Annotated in this window: 24 protein-coding genes, 1 other RNA gene and 1 pseudogene; 14 read left to right on the top strand and 12 right to left on the bottom strand. The window is 29.1% G+C overall.

The window, feature by feature from the left end:
* Positions 1 to 80: 80 nt before the first annotated feature.
* Positions 81 to 439, top strand: a transfer-messenger RNA (tmRNA) gene (gene ssrA / locus HMPREF9629_RS11380).
* Positions 440 to 752: 313 nt separating this feature from the next.
* Here the strand turns inward: ssrA and HMPREF9629_RS01775 are convergent.
* From HMPREF9629_RS01775 to HMPREF9629_RS01835, 12 genes and pseudogenes are all read right to left on the bottom strand, one after another.
* Positions 753 to 1289, bottom strand: a complete 537-nt coding sequence (locus tag HMPREF9629_RS01775) for a chromate transporter (protein WP_009524599.1) — start codon at positions 1287 to 1289, stop codon at positions 753 to 755.
* A complete protein-coding gene (locus tag HMPREF9629_RS01780; RefSeq protein ID WP_009524600.1) occupies positions 1262 to 1789 on the bottom strand; it encodes a chromate transporter in 528 nt (175 codons plus the stop codon). The genes HMPREF9629_RS01775 and HMPREF9629_RS01780 overlap by 28 nt, the downstream gene beginning before the upstream one ends.
* Before the next feature lie 246 nt (positions 1790 to 2035).
* Positions 2036 to 2818 carry a phosphatidate cytidylyltransferase gene (locus tag HMPREF9629_RS01785; protein WP_009524601.1) on the bottom strand — a complete coding sequence of 261 codons (783 nt, stop codon included), beginning with the start codon at positions 2816 to 2818 and terminating at the stop codon, positions 2036 to 2038.
* A 2-nt stretch (positions 2819 to 2820) separates the two neighbouring features.
* Complete coding sequence (locus tag HMPREF9629_RS01790; RefSeq protein ID WP_009524602.1) at positions 2821 to 3549, bottom strand: isoprenyl transferase; 729 nt, start codon at positions 3547 to 3549, stop codon at positions 2821 to 2823.
* 134 nt (positions 3550 to 3683) lie between these two features.
* Positions 3684 to 4471: pseudogene (locus HMPREF9629_RS12720) on the bottom strand (ribonuclease HII).
* Positions 4472 to 4478: 7 nt separating this feature from the next.
* Positions 4479 to 4847: a fluoride efflux transporter FluC gene (locus tag HMPREF9629_RS01805; protein ID WP_009524605.1), complete on the bottom strand. Its 369-nt coding sequence runs from the start codon at positions 4845 to 4847 to the stop codon at positions 4479 to 4481.
* 1 nt (position 4848) lies between these two features.
* The gene (gene ruvX, locus HMPREF9629_RS01810) at positions 4849 to 5277 is read right to left on the bottom strand and encodes a Holliday junction resolvase RuvX (RefSeq protein WP_009524606.1); all 429 of its coding nucleotides are present in this window, start codon (positions 5275 to 5277) and stop codon (positions 4849 to 4851) included.
* Positions 5278 to 5499: 222 nt separating this feature from the next.
* Entirely contained in the window at positions 5500 to 5760 is a 261-nt protein-coding gene (locus HMPREF9629_RS01815) for an IreB family regulatory phosphoprotein (RefSeq protein ID WP_009524607.1), read from the bottom strand.
* 109 nt (positions 5761 to 5869) lie between these two features.
* The gene (locus tag HMPREF9629_RS01820; protein WP_009524608.1) at positions 5870 to 7099 is read right to left on the bottom strand and encodes a peptidase U32 family protein; all 1230 of its coding nucleotides are present in this window, start codon (positions 7097 to 7099) and stop codon (positions 5870 to 5872) included.
* 199 nt (positions 7100 to 7298) lie between these two features.
* A complete protein-coding gene (locus HMPREF9629_RS01825) occupies positions 7299 to 7952 on the bottom strand; it encodes an O-methyltransferase (protein ID WP_009524609.1) in 654 nt (217 codons plus the stop codon).
* Positions 7953 to 7969: 17 nt separating this feature from the next.
* A complete protein-coding gene (mltG, locus tag HMPREF9629_RS01830) occupies positions 7970 to 9007 on the bottom strand; it encodes an endolytic transglycosylase MltG (RefSeq protein WP_009524610.1) in 1038 nt (345 codons plus the stop codon).
* A gap of 12 nt (positions 9008 to 9019) precedes the next feature.
* Entirely contained in the window at positions 9020 to 9640 is a 621-nt protein-coding gene (locus tag HMPREF9629_RS01835) for a helix-hairpin-helix domain-containing protein (RefSeq protein WP_009524611.1), read from the bottom strand.
* Between the two features lie 255 nt (positions 9641 to 9895).
* Between HMPREF9629_RS01835 and fba the strand changes: the two genes are divergently transcribed.
* The 13 genes from fba to HMPREF9629_RS12045 all read left to right on the top strand — a co-directional run bounded on the left by fba (position 9896) and on the right by HMPREF9629_RS12045 (position 19589).
* Entirely contained in the window at positions 9896 to 10759 is an 864-nt protein-coding gene (fba, locus tag HMPREF9629_RS01840; RefSeq protein ID WP_009524612.1) for a class II fructose-1,6-bisphosphate aldolase, read from the top strand.
* 374 nt (positions 10760 to 11133) lie between these two features.
* Positions 11134 to 11592, top strand: coding sequence for a ribosome maturation factor RimP (locus HMPREF9629_RS01845; RefSeq protein ID WP_009524613.1), 459 nt, complete (start codon positions 11134 to 11136; stop codon positions 11590 to 11592).
* 55 nt (positions 11593 to 11647) lie between these two features.
* Positions 11648 to 12718, top strand: coding sequence for a transcription termination factor NusA (gene nusA, locus HMPREF9629_RS01850; protein WP_009524614.1), 1071 nt, complete (start codon positions 11648 to 11650; stop codon positions 12716 to 12718).
* Between the two features lie 31 nt (positions 12719 to 12749).
* Complete coding sequence (gene rnpM, locus HMPREF9629_RS01855) at positions 12750 to 13019, top strand: RNase P modulator RnpM (RefSeq protein WP_009524615.1); 270 nt, start codon at positions 12750 to 12752, stop codon at positions 13017 to 13019.
* Complete coding sequence (locus HMPREF9629_RS01860; protein ID WP_009524616.1) at positions 13012 to 13353, top strand: L7Ae/L30e/S12e/Gadd45 family ribosomal protein; 342 nt, start codon at positions 13012 to 13014, stop codon at positions 13351 to 13353. The genes rnpM and HMPREF9629_RS01860 overlap by 8 nt, the downstream gene beginning before the upstream one ends.
* Entirely contained in the window at positions 13322 to 13648 is a 327-nt protein-coding gene (locus HMPREF9629_RS12410; RefSeq protein WP_009524617.1) for a translation initiation factor IF-2 N-terminal domain-containing protein, read from the top strand. Before HMPREF9629_RS01860 ends, HMPREF9629_RS12410 begins: the two co-directional genes overlap by 32 nt.
* 80 nt (positions 13649 to 13728) lie before the next feature.
* Positions 13729 to 15447 (top strand): translation initiation factor IF-2, encoded by a 1719-nt coding sequence (gene infB / locus HMPREF9629_RS01870; RefSeq protein ID WP_009524618.1) that lies wholly within the window; start codon positions 13729 to 13731, stop codon positions 15445 to 15447.
* 17 nt (positions 15448 to 15464) lie between these two features.
* On the top strand, positions 15465 to 15863 hold the full coding sequence (gene rbfA / locus HMPREF9629_RS01875) for a 30S ribosome-binding factor RbfA (protein WP_009524619.1): 399 nt from the start codon (positions 15465 to 15467) through the stop codon (positions 15861 to 15863).
* Between the two features lie 15 nt (positions 15864 to 15878).
* Complete coding sequence (locus HMPREF9629_RS01880; protein WP_009524620.1) at positions 15879 to 16850, top strand: DHH family phosphoesterase; 972 nt, start codon at positions 15879 to 15881, stop codon at positions 16848 to 16850.
* A 26-nt stretch (positions 16851 to 16876) separates the two neighbouring features.
* A complete protein-coding gene (truB, locus tag HMPREF9629_RS01885) occupies positions 16877 to 17746 on the top strand; it encodes a tRNA pseudouridine(55) synthase TruB (RefSeq protein ID WP_009524621.1) in 870 nt (289 codons plus the stop codon).
* A 205-nt stretch (positions 17747 to 17951) separates the two neighbouring features.
* Complete coding sequence (locus HMPREF9629_RS12415; protein ID WP_009524622.1) at positions 17952 to 18134, top strand: hypothetical protein; 183 nt, start codon at positions 17952 to 17954, stop codon at positions 18132 to 18134.
* Positions 18135 to 18171: 37 nt separating this feature from the next.
* The gene (locus HMPREF9629_RS12420) at positions 18172 to 18873 is read left to right on the top strand and encodes a riboflavin kinase (protein WP_278224193.1); all 702 of its coding nucleotides are present in this window, start codon (positions 18172 to 18174) and stop codon (positions 18871 to 18873) included.
* 272 nt (positions 18874 to 19145) lie between these two features.
* On the top strand, positions 19146 to 19589 hold the full coding sequence (locus HMPREF9629_RS12045; RefSeq protein WP_009524624.1) for a hypothetical protein: 444 nt from the start codon (positions 19146 to 19148) through the stop codon (positions 19587 to 19589).
* Positions 19590 to 19591 lie beyond the last annotated feature (2 nt).

Genomic DNA, 19591 nt, shown 5'->3' on the forward strand with positions numbered 1-19591 from the left:
AAATATTGTATCATATAATATTTTTATTGGATAGGGGTATAAAACATATATTATAGTAAGTTTAAAAATATTTAAAACTTGGGGATGTACTGGTTTCGACAGGGTTTTGAAGTATTTGGTAGCGAGCCGTGGAATTTATCTCTTAATCACACGTTAAACTTAGAGATATTAAATATAAACGCAGAAGATAATTTTGCAATAGCTGCCTAATAGTTGCAGCTCGTCTTACTGAGAATTCCTGCGACTTGGATAAGGCGTCGTAAGCAGGCAACCTTTCTTGTAGTTAACTGGAATAAGAATTGTACAATTCAGTTGTAGCGATGAAATAGTTGTGATATCAAGACAGTTTCAAAGCGAAAATAAATATTGATATCTACGCTCGTAGAAGCTGGATATGGATGGATTTTGGACATGGGTTCAATTCCCATCATCTCCACCAAAAAGAAAAATAACCTATTGAAATTAAGCCTAAACAGCTTGATATCAATAGGTTTTATTATTTGCATATCTTTGTTTTTTTTATGTATTTTTTGGTAATTTTTATACTATTTTCTAATAAAAATATGGATGACTTATACAATTATATAACATTAATATAAACAGTTTATTTTAAAAATTAATTATTATAATTTTCCATTATTCTATAAGATTTTAGTATAAAAGTAAGTATACTTAAAGTAAGTGCTTTATATAAATGTATCCATCGATTAAACAGATATTAGTATTAAATAAAAGTAATTTTTCAATTTTTACTACAATATTTTTAAATATGTTAATATAATACCTAAAAATCCAAACATGAATATCACAAGTATTGGATGAAATTTTTTTGAGTATAGAACTATAAAGGATATTATAAAAATCATCAAAGATTTGATATCTAATATGCTTTTTTGAAAGGTTGATAGAAAAGCTGAAAATATAAGTGCTACAGTTACAGGTCTTATATGATGTAGTATATTTTCTAAAAATTTGGAGTTTTTATATTTATCTAAGAAAAGACTCGCCAAATTCATAAATATAAATGGACCTGAAACTATTCCAAGTGTTGCTAAAGCTGCACCTAATATACCTATATGTTTTAATCCTATGAATGTTGCAGCATTTATAGCTATAGGACCAGGGGTTATTTGGGATATGGCGAGTATATCCAAAAATTCATTATATGTAAGATAGTGAGCACGTTTAATTATTTCTTCTTCAATAAAAGGTAACATCGCATACCCTCCACCAAAGCTTACAGCGCCTATTTTAAAGAATATTAAGTACGTTGAAATAAGTGTGTGCATATTCCTACTCCACCTCCTAAGGCTATTGTCCAAAGCGGATTTAAATTCAATATGAATACCAATAAGAAAGATATTAGTATCAAGCTATAATATATATAATTTTTGTCTATTTTTTTTAATATGGATATGAAAGAGATTGCCAACAGTGCAGGTACAACAGCACTTACACCGTTAAAAAATCCGCGAACAATTTTAGAGTTTTTAAATGTTACATAGAAGAAGCCTACAGCTAATATGCTTAAAAAAGACGGCATTATTACTCCTATCAGGGAAAACACACTTCCCCAAAAACCGTTAAGCCTGTGACCTATAAGCAAGGATATATTTACTGCAATAGGGCCTGGAAAACTTTGGGCAACAGATACAAAATCTATAAATTCGTCATCAGTAATAAGTTTATTTTTCTCTACAAGTTCTTTTTCAATTATCGGTATCATAGCATAACCACCACCAAAAGTGACAGCTCCGATTTTAAAAAAAATCAAAAAAAGTTTAATCATAACATAATCCTTAAAATTTGTATTTCTATAAAAACATATATTTGAATTAATACTAAACGCTATTGTAAATTATAAAATTTCTAAACACTATATAATTTGTGTGTTTAAAAAAAAATAAATTTTAAAAAATATAATTATAATGTGCTTTTAATTAGTATTTATTATAATAATTTTTTGTAGAAACTTTTATGGCAATATAGTAAAAAATTATTATATATACAGCTTATAGCAAATTCAAGTCTTATTTTAAAAATTGAAATTATTAAATAACATAGCAATTATATACACATAAGATGCTGTAAATATTATTGAGTCAGCTCTATCTAAAATACCACCGTGGCCGGGAATTAAATTTCCGTAATCTTTTATTTGCATTTGTCTTTTGAAGGCGCTTGCGAATATATCTCCTATTTGGGATACTATAGAACCTATAATTGCAAAAGGTATTATAATATAGCCCATATCTTGATGATAAAAACGTGCATATAAATAGCAAGCTAATAAACAAAATACAATGCCACCTATGGCACCTTCTATAGTTTTTTTAGGGCTTAGATTTGGTGACAGCTTATGTTTTCCAAAAAAATATCCGCTGAAGTATGCAAAGGTATCTGTAAACATAGATATTATAAAAACATACCAAAAAAATTTGGGATATTCTTCTGATAACAGATATATATAAGACATGGATACACTTACATAGCAAAATGTGAATATACTTAAGGCGGCTTCAAAAGGTCTTATTTTTTCAAGTACAACCATAGCACCTTGTAAGAATAAGAGTATAAAAATAAATGCTATTGTGAATTTTGCTTCATTTTTATAAACTGCAAGCATTTGAAAAAAAGTCATAGTAAATAAAAGAAATTTCGTCTGTTTTGAAGAATACTCTTTAAGAGCGTTGCAAAATTCATTTATTCCTATTAAAGCACAAAAAAATGTAAATATAGCAAGATAATATCCGCCTTTTATAAGTATGAATATTAATAAAGGCAATAAAACTATTGCAGAAATAATCCTCGTTTTCAATTTTATATACTATCCTTTCCTATATTTCCAAATCTTCTTTCTCTGTTTTGATATGAATATATTGCTTTGCACAATTCTTCGCTGTCAAAATCAGGCCAAAGTGTATCGCAAAAATAAAATTCGCTGTAACTTGCTTCGTACATCATAAAATTCGATAATCTCTGTTCTCCGCTCGTTCTGATTATAAGATCAGGATCAGGCATAAACGAAGTGTAAAGATAAGATTTAATTGTGTCTTTATTGATATCTTCAACAGATATGTTATCTTTTATAAGATTTTTTATTGCGTTGGCAAGATCATCTCTGAATCCGTAGTTGAGTGCAAGTGTAAGTGTTACGCCGGTATTGTTTTTAGTGGTTTCCATAGATTTTTGCAATTCTTCATAAGGTTTTTCTGGTAATTTTGTTATATCGCCTATGGTTTTTATTCTAACATTGTTTTCGTGTAATTCTTTTAATTCATTTTGTAAATATGTAACTATCAAACCCATTAAAACGTTGACTTCATCTTTAGGTCTTGTCCAGTTTTCTGTTGAAAATGCATATACTGTGAGATATTTCACGTTTAATGTGTTACATTTTTTTACAATCTCTCTTATTGCTTCTACACCTGCTTTATGTCCGAAGGTTCTTGGCATAAATCTTTTCTTTGCCCAACGTCCGTTGCCGTCCATTATTATGCCTATATGTGTAGGAATATTTGATAAATCCAATTTGTCTTCAAAGCGCATAATTACTCCTAATTTTAGCAGATTTAATACCAATATAGTTGAAATAGTAAATATAAAAAATGTCATATTATTTTTATTGCTTTATTATTTAATATGTATTGGCTATAAATTAAAAATGCTTATTGTAATATTTTTTAAATAATGTTTTTTAAAAAACTTTGTCTATGGATAGGGCAGGGACCGTATTTTTTTAGTGCATCTATATGTTCTTTTGTGCCATATCCTTTATTTTTTGAAAAGTGGTATTGTGGATATATTTTGTCATATTCTATCATCATTTCATCTCTTGTAACTTTTGCTATTATACTTGCTAAAGCTATCCCGAGTATCTTGGAATCACCTTTTATAATGGCTGTCTGATCGATATTTATATCTTTTATTATTTGATTGCCGTCGATAAGTATATGTTCGATGTGTTTGCCGAAATTATAGGCTACATTTGACATTGCTTTGTAAGTTGCATTAAATATATTTAATTCGTCTATTATGTTGTTATCCAGTATTTCTGTTTTATATTGTATATTTTTTTTATGATTTGTGAATATATGTCTTTTCTTTTTTCTTCGCTTAATTTTTTCGAGTCATTTACATAAAGTATATTCGGATTGTTTTCAAGCATTACTCCACAGACTACAACAGGTCCTGCAAGAGGACCTCTGCCAACTTCGTCCAAACATAATACGTTATTTATATTATCACTTATCTTGATATTTTTCTCATATTCATACATATCTTGTATTCTTAATTTTTCTTTTTCTAATTTATCTAATTTTTTAGACATTGATATACCTATATTTTGTATAGACTTTTTTTCGCTTAAAGAAAATTGATTTATATAGTATGGATATTGTTCAAATTCTATATTAGAAACAAAATCTTTTATAAATTTTGAGTTTTGTTTTAATAATTCGTTTATTTCCATTTTTCACCTATTTTATAGAACTTATTTTGTTTGCTACATATATGCCTATAAGCATAAATATAATTGAAATTGATATACTTGCGAAAAAATATATAAAAGCAGCCATATATTGTTTTTTTATAAGCAGGTTTACTATATCTCCTATAAATGTGGAAAATGTTGTAAATGCACCTATTATTCCAACAGTTACGGCTTTATGAAGTAAAGAGGAGGTTATGAGTTGATTTGCATTTAAAGTATTGATGAATCCTAATGCAAATGAGCCTGATATATTTATAAGCATAATAGAGTATATGCCGATATTAAGAATATTTATAAATAGATATCTTAGTGATACTCCAATAATTGCTCCTATTAAGATTAATATAAGCTGCATATTATATTATTCCGTTTTCTTTTCGTTTCAGATATGTTTCGAGTATATTGACGGCTGCAACGGTATCAATAAGACCTTTCTCTTTTATTTTTTTCATATTCATATGTTTTAGACTGCTTAATGCCATTTTGCTTGTGAGTCTTTCGTCAATATATACTATTTCTATATCTTGTTTTTTTGCCGATATTTTTTCTACAAAGTTTTTTGTCCAGCTTGCCTGATCACCTTCGCTGTCATTCATATTTTTAGGCAGACCTACAACAACTGTTTTTATTGAGTTTTCGTCTATTATTGCTATTATTTTGTCGATTTGTTCTTCCAAATTTTTGCTTCTTATAGTGGAATGTGGCTGTGCAGTTATTTGCAATAAATCAGTTATTGCTATACCTATTTTCTTCTTGCCTACATCTAAAGCTAATATTTTTTGCATAATTAATTCCTATATTTCATAAAAAATTTTAGTTTAATAAAAAAATTATCTGATGTTGTTATCTAATAAAACAATGGGTAATCGAAATTTTTTAATAAATAAAAAATAGTTTCATAAAAAGAGAAGGTGTCCATTTTTTAAAAGATATCAGTATGAAAATTAAAAATAAGATTAATTCAAATATGGTGAAGATGAGTTTATTTTTTGCTTTCAAAATAAATATCAGTTTCTATCCAAATAATCTTTTATTATCATCTCTAATAAATCATCACGTTCGTATTCTGTGATTATTGAACGTGCATTTTTATGATTTGTTATATAAGTAGGGTCTCCTGAAAGCATATATCCTACAATTTGGTTGACACTGTTATATCCTTTTTCTTCAAGTGCATTTTTTACGTAGTCGATGACTTCTTCTCTTGTCATTTTTTGATTGTCTTTTTTACTCTTGAACATCATTGTAAAATCCATATTTTCTGACATTGTAATCCTCCTTTTTTATATATAGCAAATTTAATTTATTAAATTTACATTATAATACAACATTTATCTTAAAATACAAATAACAATTAATTTGTTTGCTTATTTTTTATTATTTATCAACTTTTTTTCTTAAAATATAATCTTGTTTTACGTCTATTCCTAAATCAACATATACTTCTTGCATAGGTATATTTGAACAATCCATATCCTTTCCGTCTAAGGACGTTATTGATTTTATGGTTGCTGTTGTAGTAGGAAAATTTGGACCTATTATTTCTATTTCGTCATTTTTGAAAAATCTGTTTTTTTGTCTGACTCTGCAAAGTTTGGTGTTTTCATTATAGCTGAGCACATTTCCTATTATATCATAAGTTCTTATATATGAGCCTGAACCGTAATTTTGTGAATTTGATGTATCTTTTGAACCGTCAAAGAATGCTGTTGTAAAATCTCTGTAGCTTGCTTTTTGTACTTCATCAAGCCATTCCTGTTTGAATTGCCAACCGTCAGGATTTTCATAATATGAGTCTATCGCCATACGATAAGCTCTTACAACTACTGCCACATAGTATGCAGTTTTTATTCTGCCTTCTATTTTCATTGAATCTACACCGGATTCTATTATTTCTTTTGTGTGTTCTATAAGGCATAGGTCTTTTGAGTTAAAAAAATATGTTCCTCTTTCATCTTGCTCTATAGGGAAATATTCTCCCGGTCTTTTTTCTTCAACTAATGAATAGTTCCATCTGCATGGTTGAGCACAAGCTCCTTTGTTTGCGTCTCTATTTGTCATGAAGTTGCTCATGAGACATCTTCCTGAATAAGAAATGCACATTGCACCGTGTACAAACATTTCGATTTCAAGATCAGGGCAATGAGTTTTTATATCTTTGATTTCTTTCATGGATAGTTCTCTTGCAGATACTATTCTGCTTATACCTTGTTTGTGCCAAAAATCTGCTGTAATGTAGTTTGTGGTATTTGCCTGTGTGCTTAAATGAAGTTCCATATCAGGTACAGCTTCTTTTGCGATGCTCATGAATGCCGGATCGGCAACTATTATAGCATCTACACCTAATTTTTCAAGCGAAATGAAATATTCTTTAACTCCGTTTAAATCCATATTATGAGGTATTATATTGCAAGTCACATATACTTTCTTACCTCTTGAATGTGCAAACTCTATACCTTCTATCATTTCTTCGTCTGTGAAATTTTTTGATGCGGCTCTAAGTCCAAATTTTTCACCGCCTATATAAACCGCATCAGCACCATATATTATAGCTGTCTTTAATTTTTCCAAATCACCTGCAGGTGCGAGTAATTCTATTTTTTTCATATATTATATATGGTGTAAATTAATACACCATAATCTCCCTTCTATTAAATCATTAGACGTGTGTAAAATGTAGTTTTTATAGTTATTCGCAACTATATATTATATTGCAATAATATAGTTATATTTCCATACTTTATGTTTATAGATATGCTTTTTCTTATTTTGCACATCTCTATATTAAATCATAATTGTATAATTTTTATTTAAAATATATAACAAGCAATCCGTCTCCAAGCGGAAGCATATTATATGATATATCTTTGTTTTTTTTAATATTTTCTAAAAATCTTGTCATTTTGTCATATATAGTTTTTTGTCTTTTTGGAATACCCGATCTGTCCATACATAGATAACCTTTAAAAAGGGTGTTGTCACATATGACTATTGCATTTTTTTCCAATTTATTTAATATTAAGCTGAAAAATTCATCATAGTGACTTTTTGAGGCATCTATAAATACAAAATCGTATTTTTGGTCAAGTGATGGTATTATATCCGATGCGTTACCTAATATGACATTTATATTAGTAAGTGAAAACTTTTTGATGTTTTCACTTGCTGTATTATACATATTTTCATTTATTTCTAATGTGTCGATATGCACATCATCATTTAAAACGGATGACATAAATATTGATGAATATCCTATTGCACAGCCTAATTCTAATATTTTTTTTGGTTTTGTTATGTTTAAAAAAGTTTTGAGAAAATTTTCAACATCTTTTTTTATTATGGGGATATTATTTTGCTCTGCAAAAACTCTAAGTTCATCTATAATTTTATTTTCTTTTTTATTAAATTCATCTATATATTCAAAGATTTGTTCATAAGTTACATCATTTATCTTATACATCAGTTAAGTACCTCTTTTTAGTATTCTCCGTATATATCTTTTGTTGCTTTCAAGTGTTCATCATATGTTCTGGAAAAAACGTGAGAACCGTCTTGTTTTGCCACAAAAAATAAATAATCGGTACGTTTATAGTTTTTTACAGCATTAATTGAAGAGATTGTAGGTGTGCATATGGGTGTAGGTGGAAGACCTGCGTTTATATATGTGTTGTATGGGGATTGCACCTGAGTATCTTCATAGGATAATCTTTGTTTATGAATTCCTAAAACATATTCTACTGTTACACATGATTGTAAGGGTATACTATTTGCCAATCGGTTTATGAATATACCGGCAATGATGTCCCTTTCACTATTATCAGCACTTTCTTTTTCAACTATTGATGCAAGTGTAATTAAATTATTCAAATTCCGAATGTTTGGATTTATATCATTTATATTTGAAAGTACAGAGTTTTCATCAAATATTTTTTGTGTCTGTGATAAAAACATAGATATTATTTCAGTTTCAGAAGTACCTTTAGGTATAAAATATGTTTCGGGATACATAAAACCTTCAAGGCTTTGTATGCTTTCATCTTGTAAAAAAGTGAATTTGTCTGAAAAATTAGCCTTATTTTCAGTTAATTCTATGAAAAATTCTTTGTTTACAAGTCCTTTTTCTTCAAGTAATTCGGCTATTTGTTTTATGCTGTATCCTTCTTTTATAGTCACTTTTTCACCTATAGGTCTGCCGCCTGTATTGAGTGATTTGAGTATTTCTTCCAAACTTTGAGATTTTGAAAATTCGTATACCCCTGATTTTAGATTACTTAGATTATTTGTTTTTGCATAGTACAAAAAATATTTGTCATTTTTTATAAGATTATGAGATTTTAGGATTTTTGCTATTTTTATTGAACTTGTGCCGTCATCTATCTGTACTTCTATCTTTGAAGTATCATTTTTGTCTACAGGTGATTTGAGAGTGCGGACATATAGTATACCTAAAATAATAAGTATTATTATGATTGTCAGAAATTTTAAAATATTGTTGTTTTTTCTTTTTTTTCTCAATGTGAATCCTTTCTATTTTACGGTTATAAGATCTTTTATCTGCTCAAATTTTTTTTCGCCTATACCGTTTATATTTTTTATATCATCTATGGATTTAAAATTACCGTTTGTTTCTCTATATTGTATTATTTTTTCGGCTGTTTTTTCTCCGATTGAAGGCAACGAAATGAGAATAGTTTTATCAGCTGTATTTATGTTTACAAGGTTGTTGTTTTGTAAGGATTTGTTATTTGATGAGGTATTTAATTGTAAGTTTTCACCAATCTTAGGTATTACATAGTGATCTTCATCTTTAAGCAATAATGCAAGATTTACAGCGTTTTTATCAGCGTTTTCAGTCATTCCTCCACATTTTTCAACAGCGTCTATAAGTCTATCTCCGTCTTTCATTTCAATAACTTGTGGATTTACAACTTCTCCGCTTATATATACCACTACTTTTTCATTTTTAACAGCAGCACTGTCTTGTTCAATAACAGCATCATTATCCTCTGCTTTAATTTTTTCTGAAATTTTAGTATTTTCACTTTTATCAAGCAGTATATCAGAGCTTTTTGTTGAATGAAAAATTATCATACCTAAAGACAAGATTATTGAGATTGTAATTATAATGATAATATCTTTTCTTTTCATAAAAACCGCCTTTAATAAAAAAATAAGTTTGTAAATTATAAAAAATAAATTCAAAGAAACCCGATAAAAAATAAAGTTATTAAATAGAATTATAGCAAATTTTGTGATATAATAAAATAGACAAAATATAATATCTTAGATTTATACTATTATTTTTATAATGCTTTTTACATAAATTTGTATAATAGTATTTATTAACGGGTATTTAGTGAATGTAAAATTTTTAAAATTTATATTTTACTTTGGAGGTAAATAATGTTAGTTTCAGCTGAAAAAATGTTAAAAGAAGCCGTAGCAGGCAAATATGCGGTAGGTCATTTCAATATAAATAACCTTGAATGGACAAAAGCGATACTTCTTACAGCGCAAGAAAATAATTCTCCTGTGATACTTGGTGTATCTGAGGGAGCAGGAAAATATATGTGCGGATATAAGACAGTAACAGCGATGGTAACAGCAATGTTGGAAGAACTTAACATAACAATACCTGTTGCACTTCACCTTGATCACGGTTCATATGAAGGAGCAAAGAAAGCGTTAGAGGCGGGATTTTCATCAATAATGTTTGACGGATCACATTATAATATAGAAGAAAATATAGAAAAAACAAAAGAAATAGTTGCACTTTGCCATTCAAAAGGAGTATCTGTTGAAGCGGAAGTAGGGGCAATAGGCGGAGAAGAAGACGGTGTTATAGGTTCAGGTGAAATAGCAGACCCGAATGAATGTAAAAAAATAGCAGATTTAGGAATAGATATGCTTGCAGCAGGAATAGGAAATATACATGGAAAATATCCTGCAAATTGGGCAGGATTAAGTTTTGAAACTTTGGCAAAAATTAAAGAGCTTGTAGGAGATATGCCTATAGTTCTACATGGCGGCACAGGAATACCTGAAGAAATGATAAAAAAAGCTATATCTTTAGGAGTTGCCAAGATAAATGTAAATACAGAGTGTCAATTAGCTTTTGCTGATGCTACAAGAAAATATGTAGAAGCAGGAAAAGATTTGGAAGGCAAAGGGTTTGATCCGAGAAAGTTGTTAGCGCCTGGAACAGAAGGAATAAAAGCTATTGTAAAAGAAAAAATGGAAATATTCGGTTCAATAAACAAAGCTTAAAAAATTTTTAGTTATTCGACTCTTTCTTAAAATCTAAAAAATACTTGATTTTTGAGTAATTTTCTGATAAAATAACGATAGAGAAAGTTTAACTTGAATAGTAAATGACTCAGAGTGGGTAAAGACCCACTCTTTATTTTTAGAAAAAATCAGATAAATCTTATTGAAATTTTAAGCATTTTATGGAACTTTACAGATTTTCAATAAGCATAAATCTAAGTAGAAAATATATTAAATTATGTTTTTGATTTTAAAATTTAATTAATTTTTTATACAATTTTTTATACATAGATTTTTTAATTTGTATCAATATATATAATATATGAAATTTTAATTTCAGCGAAAGTATAAGCTGAAGTTTGAAAGGAGAAAAAATGTCAAGGAAAATTGAGCAATTGGCAGAAAAATTGGTAACAGGTGTAATAAGCGATGAATATGAACTTGTAGATGTGGAATATGTAAAAGAAAATAAAGAAATGTATTTAAGGATATTGATAGATAAAGCAGGCGGTATGGGTATAGATGATTGTGAAGAGCTGAGCAGAATTATAGGAGATAAGTTAGATGAAGATGATTTCATAGAGGACAGTTATTATTTGGAGATTTCATCGCCTGGACTTGACAGAACACTCAAAAAAGATAGAGATTTTATAAGAGAAGCCGGTAAACTTGTAGAAGTAAAACTTTTTAAAGCTATTGAAAAATATGGAAAAGAGTTTGTATCTAAACTTAACGGTCTTAACGGCAATATGGTATTACTTGATGTAGATGGAGATTTACTCGAAATTGATAAAAAAAGCATAGCGAAGATAAATCTGTATATAGAATTTTAATTTTCTTGATATGTTTTAAATTTAGTGAAACAGTATAATAGGAGGATAAGAAAAGATGAATGCAGAGTTTTTAAGAGCTCTTGAACAACTTGAAAAACAAAGAGGTATAAAAAAAGAAATATTATTGGATGCAGTAAATCAAGCTATACTCAATGCCTACAAGAAAAATTACGGCAGTAATGCGGATGTAGAAGTTAATATAGATATTAAAAAAGGCGAAATAAAGATAATAAATCCTATAACTATTGTTGATGATGAAAAAATAGATATAATGGATAATGAGATGACTGTGGAATATGCCAATAGATTTTTTGGTAAACAGTATAAAGAAGGAGATATAGTAAGAGAAGAAATCACTCCTAAAGACTTCGGCAGAATAGCTACTCAAGCAGCAAGACAGATAGTTGTTCAAAAGATAAAAGAAGCGGAAAAAGATATACAGTATACAGAATTTAAGCAAAGAGAAACAGAGATGATAACCGGAGAAATAGGCAGAATGTCTAAAGGTACTGTGTATGTGGATATAAGCTTGATAGGAGAAAACTCTGTAACTATAAGTGCTGAAGGTATATTGCCACAAAGTGAACAAATGGCAACAGATGAATATAAATTAGGTAAAAGAATGAAATTTTATATACTTGAAGTAAAGAAAAATAATAATAAATCTCAGATAATATTGTCAAGAACACATCCCGGACTTGTGAAAAGATTGTTTGAAACAGAAGTGCCGGAAATATTTGATGGAACAGTAGAAATTGTTGGTATATCAAGAGAAGCGGGATCCAGAACAAAAATATCTGTTAAAACAAATATTAAAGATGTGGATCCTATAGGTGCATGTGTAGGTTCAAAAGGTCAAAGAGTAAAAAATATAGTTGATGAGATAAATAATGAAAAAATAGATATAATAGAGTTTGATGAAAATGTTGCTGATTACATTACATCGGCATTATCACCTGCGAAAGTTTTAAGTGTTGATATAGATGAAGAAAACAAGATTGCAAAAGTAATAGTTCCTGATGATAAGTTGTCATTAGCAATAGGAAAAGAAGGTCAAAATGCGAGGTTGGCTGCAAAACTTACAAACTGGAAAATAGATATAAAATGCGAATCACAAGATATATAGCAATATAATCATAAATGGAGATGATGATATCATGAAAGTGAAAAAAACACCTCTTAGAAAATGTATAATATGCGGCAATCAATTTGATAAGAAAAGCCTTAAAAGAATTGTACGAAATAATGAAGGTATAATATCAATAGATAAAACATTCAAAGCAAACGGTAGAGGAGCTTATGTTTGTGACAATAATGATTGTATAGATAAACTCTTAAAGACAAAAGCATTGGACAGAGCGTTCAAATGCAAAGTGGAAAAAGAGATTTATGATGAGATAATATCGGAGATAAAAGAAGTTGAATAAAGAAAAGATATCAAAACTTGTAGGATTTGCAATGAAAAGCAGAAATCTGACATTTGGAGAAAATAATTGTCTTACTTCAATAAAATCAAAAAAGGCAAAATTGGTTTTTATTGCAAATGATGTGTCTGAAAATACAAAGAAAAGATTGCTTGATAAATGCAATTTTAGAAATATAAAAACAATTCTCATATTTGACAGATATGAGCTTGGAAATATGATAGGTAGAGAATTCAGTGCGTGTATAGCAATAACGGATAATAATTTTTGTAACGGAATTTTGGAACAATTAGGGGGAGAAGCTATTGGAAAAGAAGAGAGTATATACAATTGCTGATGAGATAGGTATTACGAGTAAAGAATTGATTGCAAAGCTTGAAGAATTGGACATAAAAGTATCGAGCCATATGAGTACTCTTACAAGAGAAGAAGCTGATATAATAGTAGAGATGTTCAAAGAAGAAAAAGCGGTAAAAGTAAAACCTAAAGAAAAAGAAGTAAAAAAAGTGGACTTAGTGCTTGAACATTCAGATCATGAAGAAGAACCAAAAAATAAGAAGAGCGAAAAACAAGACAAAAAAGAAAAAATAAAAAGCAAGATAAAAAAGAAAGTAAGAATACGGAACATATAGAAGCAAAAAAAGAAGAAAAACAAGATAAAGCTGAAGTTGAGGAACAAAACGATAATGATATAATCGTATTGGATGAAACTGTGGTTGTTGGAGAATTTGCAACACTTATAGGTGTACCACCAACACAAGTGATAATGAGCCTTATGAAAATGGGTATTATGGCAAACATAAACCAAAATATAAAATTTGAAACTGCTGAAAAAATAGCCTTTGAGTTTGATAAGCTTGTAGAATTAAAAGAACCTGAAGAAGAAAAAGAGGATATAATAATACAAGAAGACTCAGAAGAGGATTTGGAATTACGTCCGCCTATAGTTACAGTTATGGGACACGTCGATCATGGTAAGACTTCATTATTGGACGCTATCAGAAAGACAAAAGTTACAGATAAGGAAGCCGGCGGAATAACACAACATATAGGTGCTTCAGAAGTATATATAAATGGGAAAAAAGTTGTTTTTCTCGATACACCTGGACATGAGGCTTTCACACAAATGCGTCTAAGAGGAGCACAAGTTACAGATATTGCTATCTTGGTTGTAGCGGCGGATGATGGTATAATGCCACAGACAATAGAAGCTATATCACATGCTAAAGCAGCAGATATTCCGATAATAGTAGCTATAAATAAGATAGATAAGCCGACTGCAAATATAGAAAAAGTTAGACAAGAATTATCAAACAACGGACTTTTGGTGGAAGATTGGGGCGGAGATATAATAGATGTTCCCGTATCAGCAAAAAAAGGACAAAATCTTGATAAACTCTTGGAAATGGTATTACTTGTTGCGGAAATGGAAGAATTAAAGGCAAATCCAAACAGACCTGCGGTAGGAACAGTAATAGAATCCAACTTAGACAAAGGTAGAGGACCTGTTGCAACAGTAATAGTATCAAACGGTACTTTAAAAGTTGGCGATCCTGTAATAGCAGGAACAGCTTATGGAAAAATAAGAGCCTTGGTAAATGATAAAGGTCAAAGAGTAAAAAAAGCTACACCTTCTACACCGGTGGAAATATTAGGTCTTAACGAAGTTCCAATGGCAGGAGATCAGTTTGTGGTTATGCCGAGTGAAAAAGCGGCAAGAACAATAGGAGAAAAAAGACGTATAAAACAAAGAGATGAACAGATGAAAGCCACTTCAAAAATAACTCTTGAAGATTTGTTTGATAAAATGCAAGAGGGAGAAGTAAAAGAATTAGATATAGTTTTGAAGGCTGATGTTCAAGGTTCTTTGGAAGCCATTCGTCAATCAATAGAAAAAATATCAAACGAGCAAGTTCAACTGAAAGTAATACATTCAGGTGTCGGAGCAGTAGCAGATTCAGATATAATGCTTGCATCCGCTTCAAATGCAATAGTAATAGGATTTAATGTAAGACCTACATCAAGTGCTATAGCTATGGCAGAAAGAGAACAAGTGGATATGAGAACTTATAGGATAATATACGAGCTTATAGAAGATATTGAAAAGGCAATGAAAGGTATGCTTGATCCTGAATATAAAGAAGTAGTGATTGGACAGGCTGAGGTTAGAGAAACATTTAAAGTGTCGGGAGTAGGTACGATAGCAGGTTCATATGTTACAGAAGGAAAAGTTACAAGAAGCTCAAAAGCAAGATTGGTAAGAAACGGTATAGTCATATATGACGGAGAAGTTGCATCAATAAGAAGGTTCAAAGATGATGTTAAAGAAGTAGCTCGTGGTTATGAGTGCGGTATAACATTAGCCAATTTTAACGATATAAAAGAGCAAGACATAATAGAAGCATATGAAATGCAAGAAATTGAAAGATAAATTAATGGAGCAATTATATGAAATTTGAAAGAACACAGAGGATATCAGAAGAAATAAAAAAATCTATAACAAAGATGTTGATTGAAGGGCATATAAAAAATTCTGTCATATTAAATACTCATTCATTGATATCAGTAGTTGCTGTAGAAGTGGTTAGAGATTTGAAATATGCCTATATATATATCAGTGTACTTGGAAGTGGAAAAGAAGAAATAATAGAATCTTTCAAAAAATCTGCAGGCTTTATAAGAAGAGAAGTAGGAAAACAAATAAAACTCAGATATACACCGGAACTCATATTTTTATCAGATGACTCCATAAAAAACGGTGTAGATATGATTAATAAAATAAACGAAGTCGCTAAGCATGACGAAGATACACAAGTAAATGAAAATTTTGAAAGAGATGAAGATTAAACTTGGGGATAATCTATGAAAACTATAATAAAATTTATAAAAGAAAATGATAATTTTTTAATAACAAGTCATGTATCTCCTGATGGAGATAATATAGGCTCATCAATAGCGATGACAAAATATTTGCAAAATATTGGAAAAACAGCATATCATTTTTTAGATGATAATGCACCTCAAAATTTGTCGTTTATAACAGATAGAACAAATATATACAAAAGTGATCAAATAAACGAAAAATTCAGACCAAATGAGTACTTTTTGATAGTTCTTGACTGTGGCAATAAAGCCAGAGTAAACGTGTCGGGAGATATTATAAGTAATGCGAAAGGTATAGTTTGCATAGATCATCATGAAAGCAATGAATATTTCGGTGATATAAATTATGTAGATAAGACAGCTTCATCTACTTGTGAATTGGTATATGATTTTGCAAAGCTATATGATGAACACAGTATATGCGAGCTTACAGCAACAGCATTATATACAGGTCTTGCAACTGACACAGGACATTTTAAATATGATTGTACCAAAATAAGCTCATTTAATATGGCGGGAGATTTGATTAGAAAAAATGCCAAAAAGCAAGAAGTTGTAAAATTCATATATCAAAGCGATAACTATAATTATAAAAAATTAGAAGCTGATTTGATAATCAATCAAATGGAAAAAACAGATGATATCTGTATAATGCTACTTCCACAAGAAACGTTGATAAAATATGATGTAGATTTGAAAGATACTGAAAATTTGGTAAACAATACGCTTAATATAAAAGGTGTAGAAGTTGGGATACTGTTAAAAGAAAAAGAAGATGGAACAATAAGAGGCTCACTACGTTCAAAAGAAAGAGTCAACGTCAATAAAATAGCAAATATATTTGGTGGTGGCGGACACGAAAGAGCAGCGGGTTTCACACTTAGGGATACAAGCTTAAAAGAATCAAAAGAATTAGTGATAAATACAATAAAAGAATTATTAAATAAATAAAGTGATGAAAATAGGAGATTAGGAACTTGAATGGTATATTCAACATATTGAAACCTACCGGAATGACGTCGCATGATGTGGTATATGAGATAAGAAAAAAATTCAACATACAAAAAGCAGGGCATACAGGCACATTAGATCCTAATGTCGCAGGTGTATTACCCATAGCGGTAGGAAAAGCAACAAAATTAACTCAGATGCTTATTGATAAAGATAAATCCTATAGATGTATGATGACATTCGGCAAGCAGACAAGCACATCGGACACATATGGAGAAGTAATGAACATAAGTGATAAAATTCATAGTGTTAGTGATTTTGATAAAGCTTGTAAAAGTTTTGTGGGAGAAATCATTCAAGTTCCTTCAATGTACAGTGCCATAAAAGTAGGTGGGCGCAGATTATATAAAATAGCACGTAAAGGCGAAAAAATAGAAAATATTCCAAAAAGAAAGATTGTTATAAATTCTATAAATATAATAGAATTTACAGGAAAAACAGCTATCTTTGATGTTAGTTGTTCAAAAGGGACGTATATACGAACTCTTGTAGAAGATATAGCTAAAAAATTAGACGATATAGCGTATATGAATTATTTAATCAGAACGAAATCAGGAAGTTTTGATATAGAAGATAGCGTAACATTATCAGATATTGATGAAAAAGATTTAATATCAATGGATGACATATATATAGACGGTATTAAAAATATCATATTAGATGAAAAACAATTGTATAGATTTATAAACGGACTTGATTTGAACCCTCAGTATATAAAAAATTTTGAATACTCAAATAAAAATATTTATAAAATATATGATGAAAAAAATAAATTGGTATCAATAGCTAATGTACAGGATAATAAGATAAAAAATATAGCTATGCTGAATAATTAAAAACAATTGATTAATATTTTTACCGTAATTCTAAAATTAATGTCAAAATTCGATTAAATTTTGAGTTTTATTTTAAATTATTGATATATAAAAGAACAGTAAATCATAAAAATGACGACTTTAATGTTATTGTCATATACAATGAATATATTTGCTGTTCAAATTTATTATATGATATCAAAATATATTATGATTAGGGAATATTATGAAACTTTATAAAAATTTTGATATAGAAGATAGATTTCCAAGAACTATGACTATTGGAAATTTTGATGGTCTTCATATTGGACATAAAAAATTGATAGAGGAAAGTATATCTATTGCAAAAAGTTTTAACCAAAAATCTTCAGTTTTGACTTTTTTTTACACATACTGCGAATATGAATAATGATAAGATAAAATACATTAGCACTATAGAGCAAAAGTTGAAACTGTTTGAAGATATGAATGTAGATGAATTATTTATGATAAGTTTTAATGAAGAAATAAAATCAACCAAAGCTAAAGATTTTGTAAAAAATATATTGCTGGATAGATTAAATGTACAAAATCTTGTGTTGGGAGATGATGCAAAACTTGGTAGCGATAGATTGGATATAAATGGTATAAAACTTATATGTGATGAGCTGAAACTGAAACTGTTTAAATTGGACGAAGTAGATGTGAATGGAAAAAGAGTTACAAGCACACTTATAAGAAATATGATAATGAACGGCATTGTTGGGGAAGAGTTATTGCCTTATTTAGGAAGAACTTATTTTTTAGAAGGAGAAGTTGTACATGGAAACAACTTTGGTAAAGAATTGGGTTTTCCTACAGCCAATATAATTATTGATTCAAATTTAGTGGTACCTAAATATGGAGTTTATTATGCTACTTGCGAATTAGACGGAGATTTGTATAGAGCTGGTATAAATATAGGTAATAAGCCGTCAGTAGAAAACAGTTACTTCGGGGTAGAAGCCTTTCTTATTGATTTCAATGAAAATATATACGGAAAGCGTATAAAAATAAATTTATTAAAACATATGAGAGATGAAATAAAGTTTTCAACGATAGATGAACTTAAACGCCAAATAGGATTGGATATAAAATATATAAAAGAACTTTATAAAAAAGGTGATTAATTTTTATTAATTTATGATATATATTTGTATAATAATACAAGTTTTATTTTTTTATTACATTAATGTTAAATTAAAATAATTTATTATAAAAACAATTTAAGCAAAATAAATGTGGTATATAATAGATATATCATGTATTATCATATTTTTAATTAATTTCTAAAATTTAACATTTTAATATAAATATGGCTAAATACAATGCTCAGACGTTCTTAAGCGAAGTATACTGAAGAAGATGTGTATATAATTTTTCTAAGAAAGGAGAAGTTATTGTGAGAAAATGTAGTGAATGTAATGAAAATGTAGCCATGCTTTATATTCAAGATATGAATGACAGGACAAAAGTTAGGGGACTTTGCCTAAGTTGTGCAAAAAAACTTAATGTACCTGGAATTGATGAGATTCTCGAAAAAGCAGGCATAGATCATGAAAATATAGACGAAATAACAGAACAAATGAATTCTGCGAGTGAGATGTTTGAACAACAAATGAGAAATATTGATCCGTTATCCATGAAAGAAGTATTTAATTCTATCAGTACAAATGAAGATTTTGTAAATATAGGCAAAAGTTTATCAAACCTGTTCGCAAATTCAAAAGAAGATAAAAATAAAGACAATAAAGATGATGAAAAGCAAACTGTAATTATAGATGAAATAAAAGAAGATAAAAAGAAAAAAACGACGAAGATACAAAAAAAGATGATGGTCTCATAGAT

The sequence above is a fragment of the Peptoanaerobacter stomatis genome, from assembly GCF_000238115.1.
Classification (GTDB): Bacteria; Bacillota; Clostridia; order Peptostreptococcales; family Filifactoraceae; genus Peptoanaerobacter; species Peptoanaerobacter stomatis.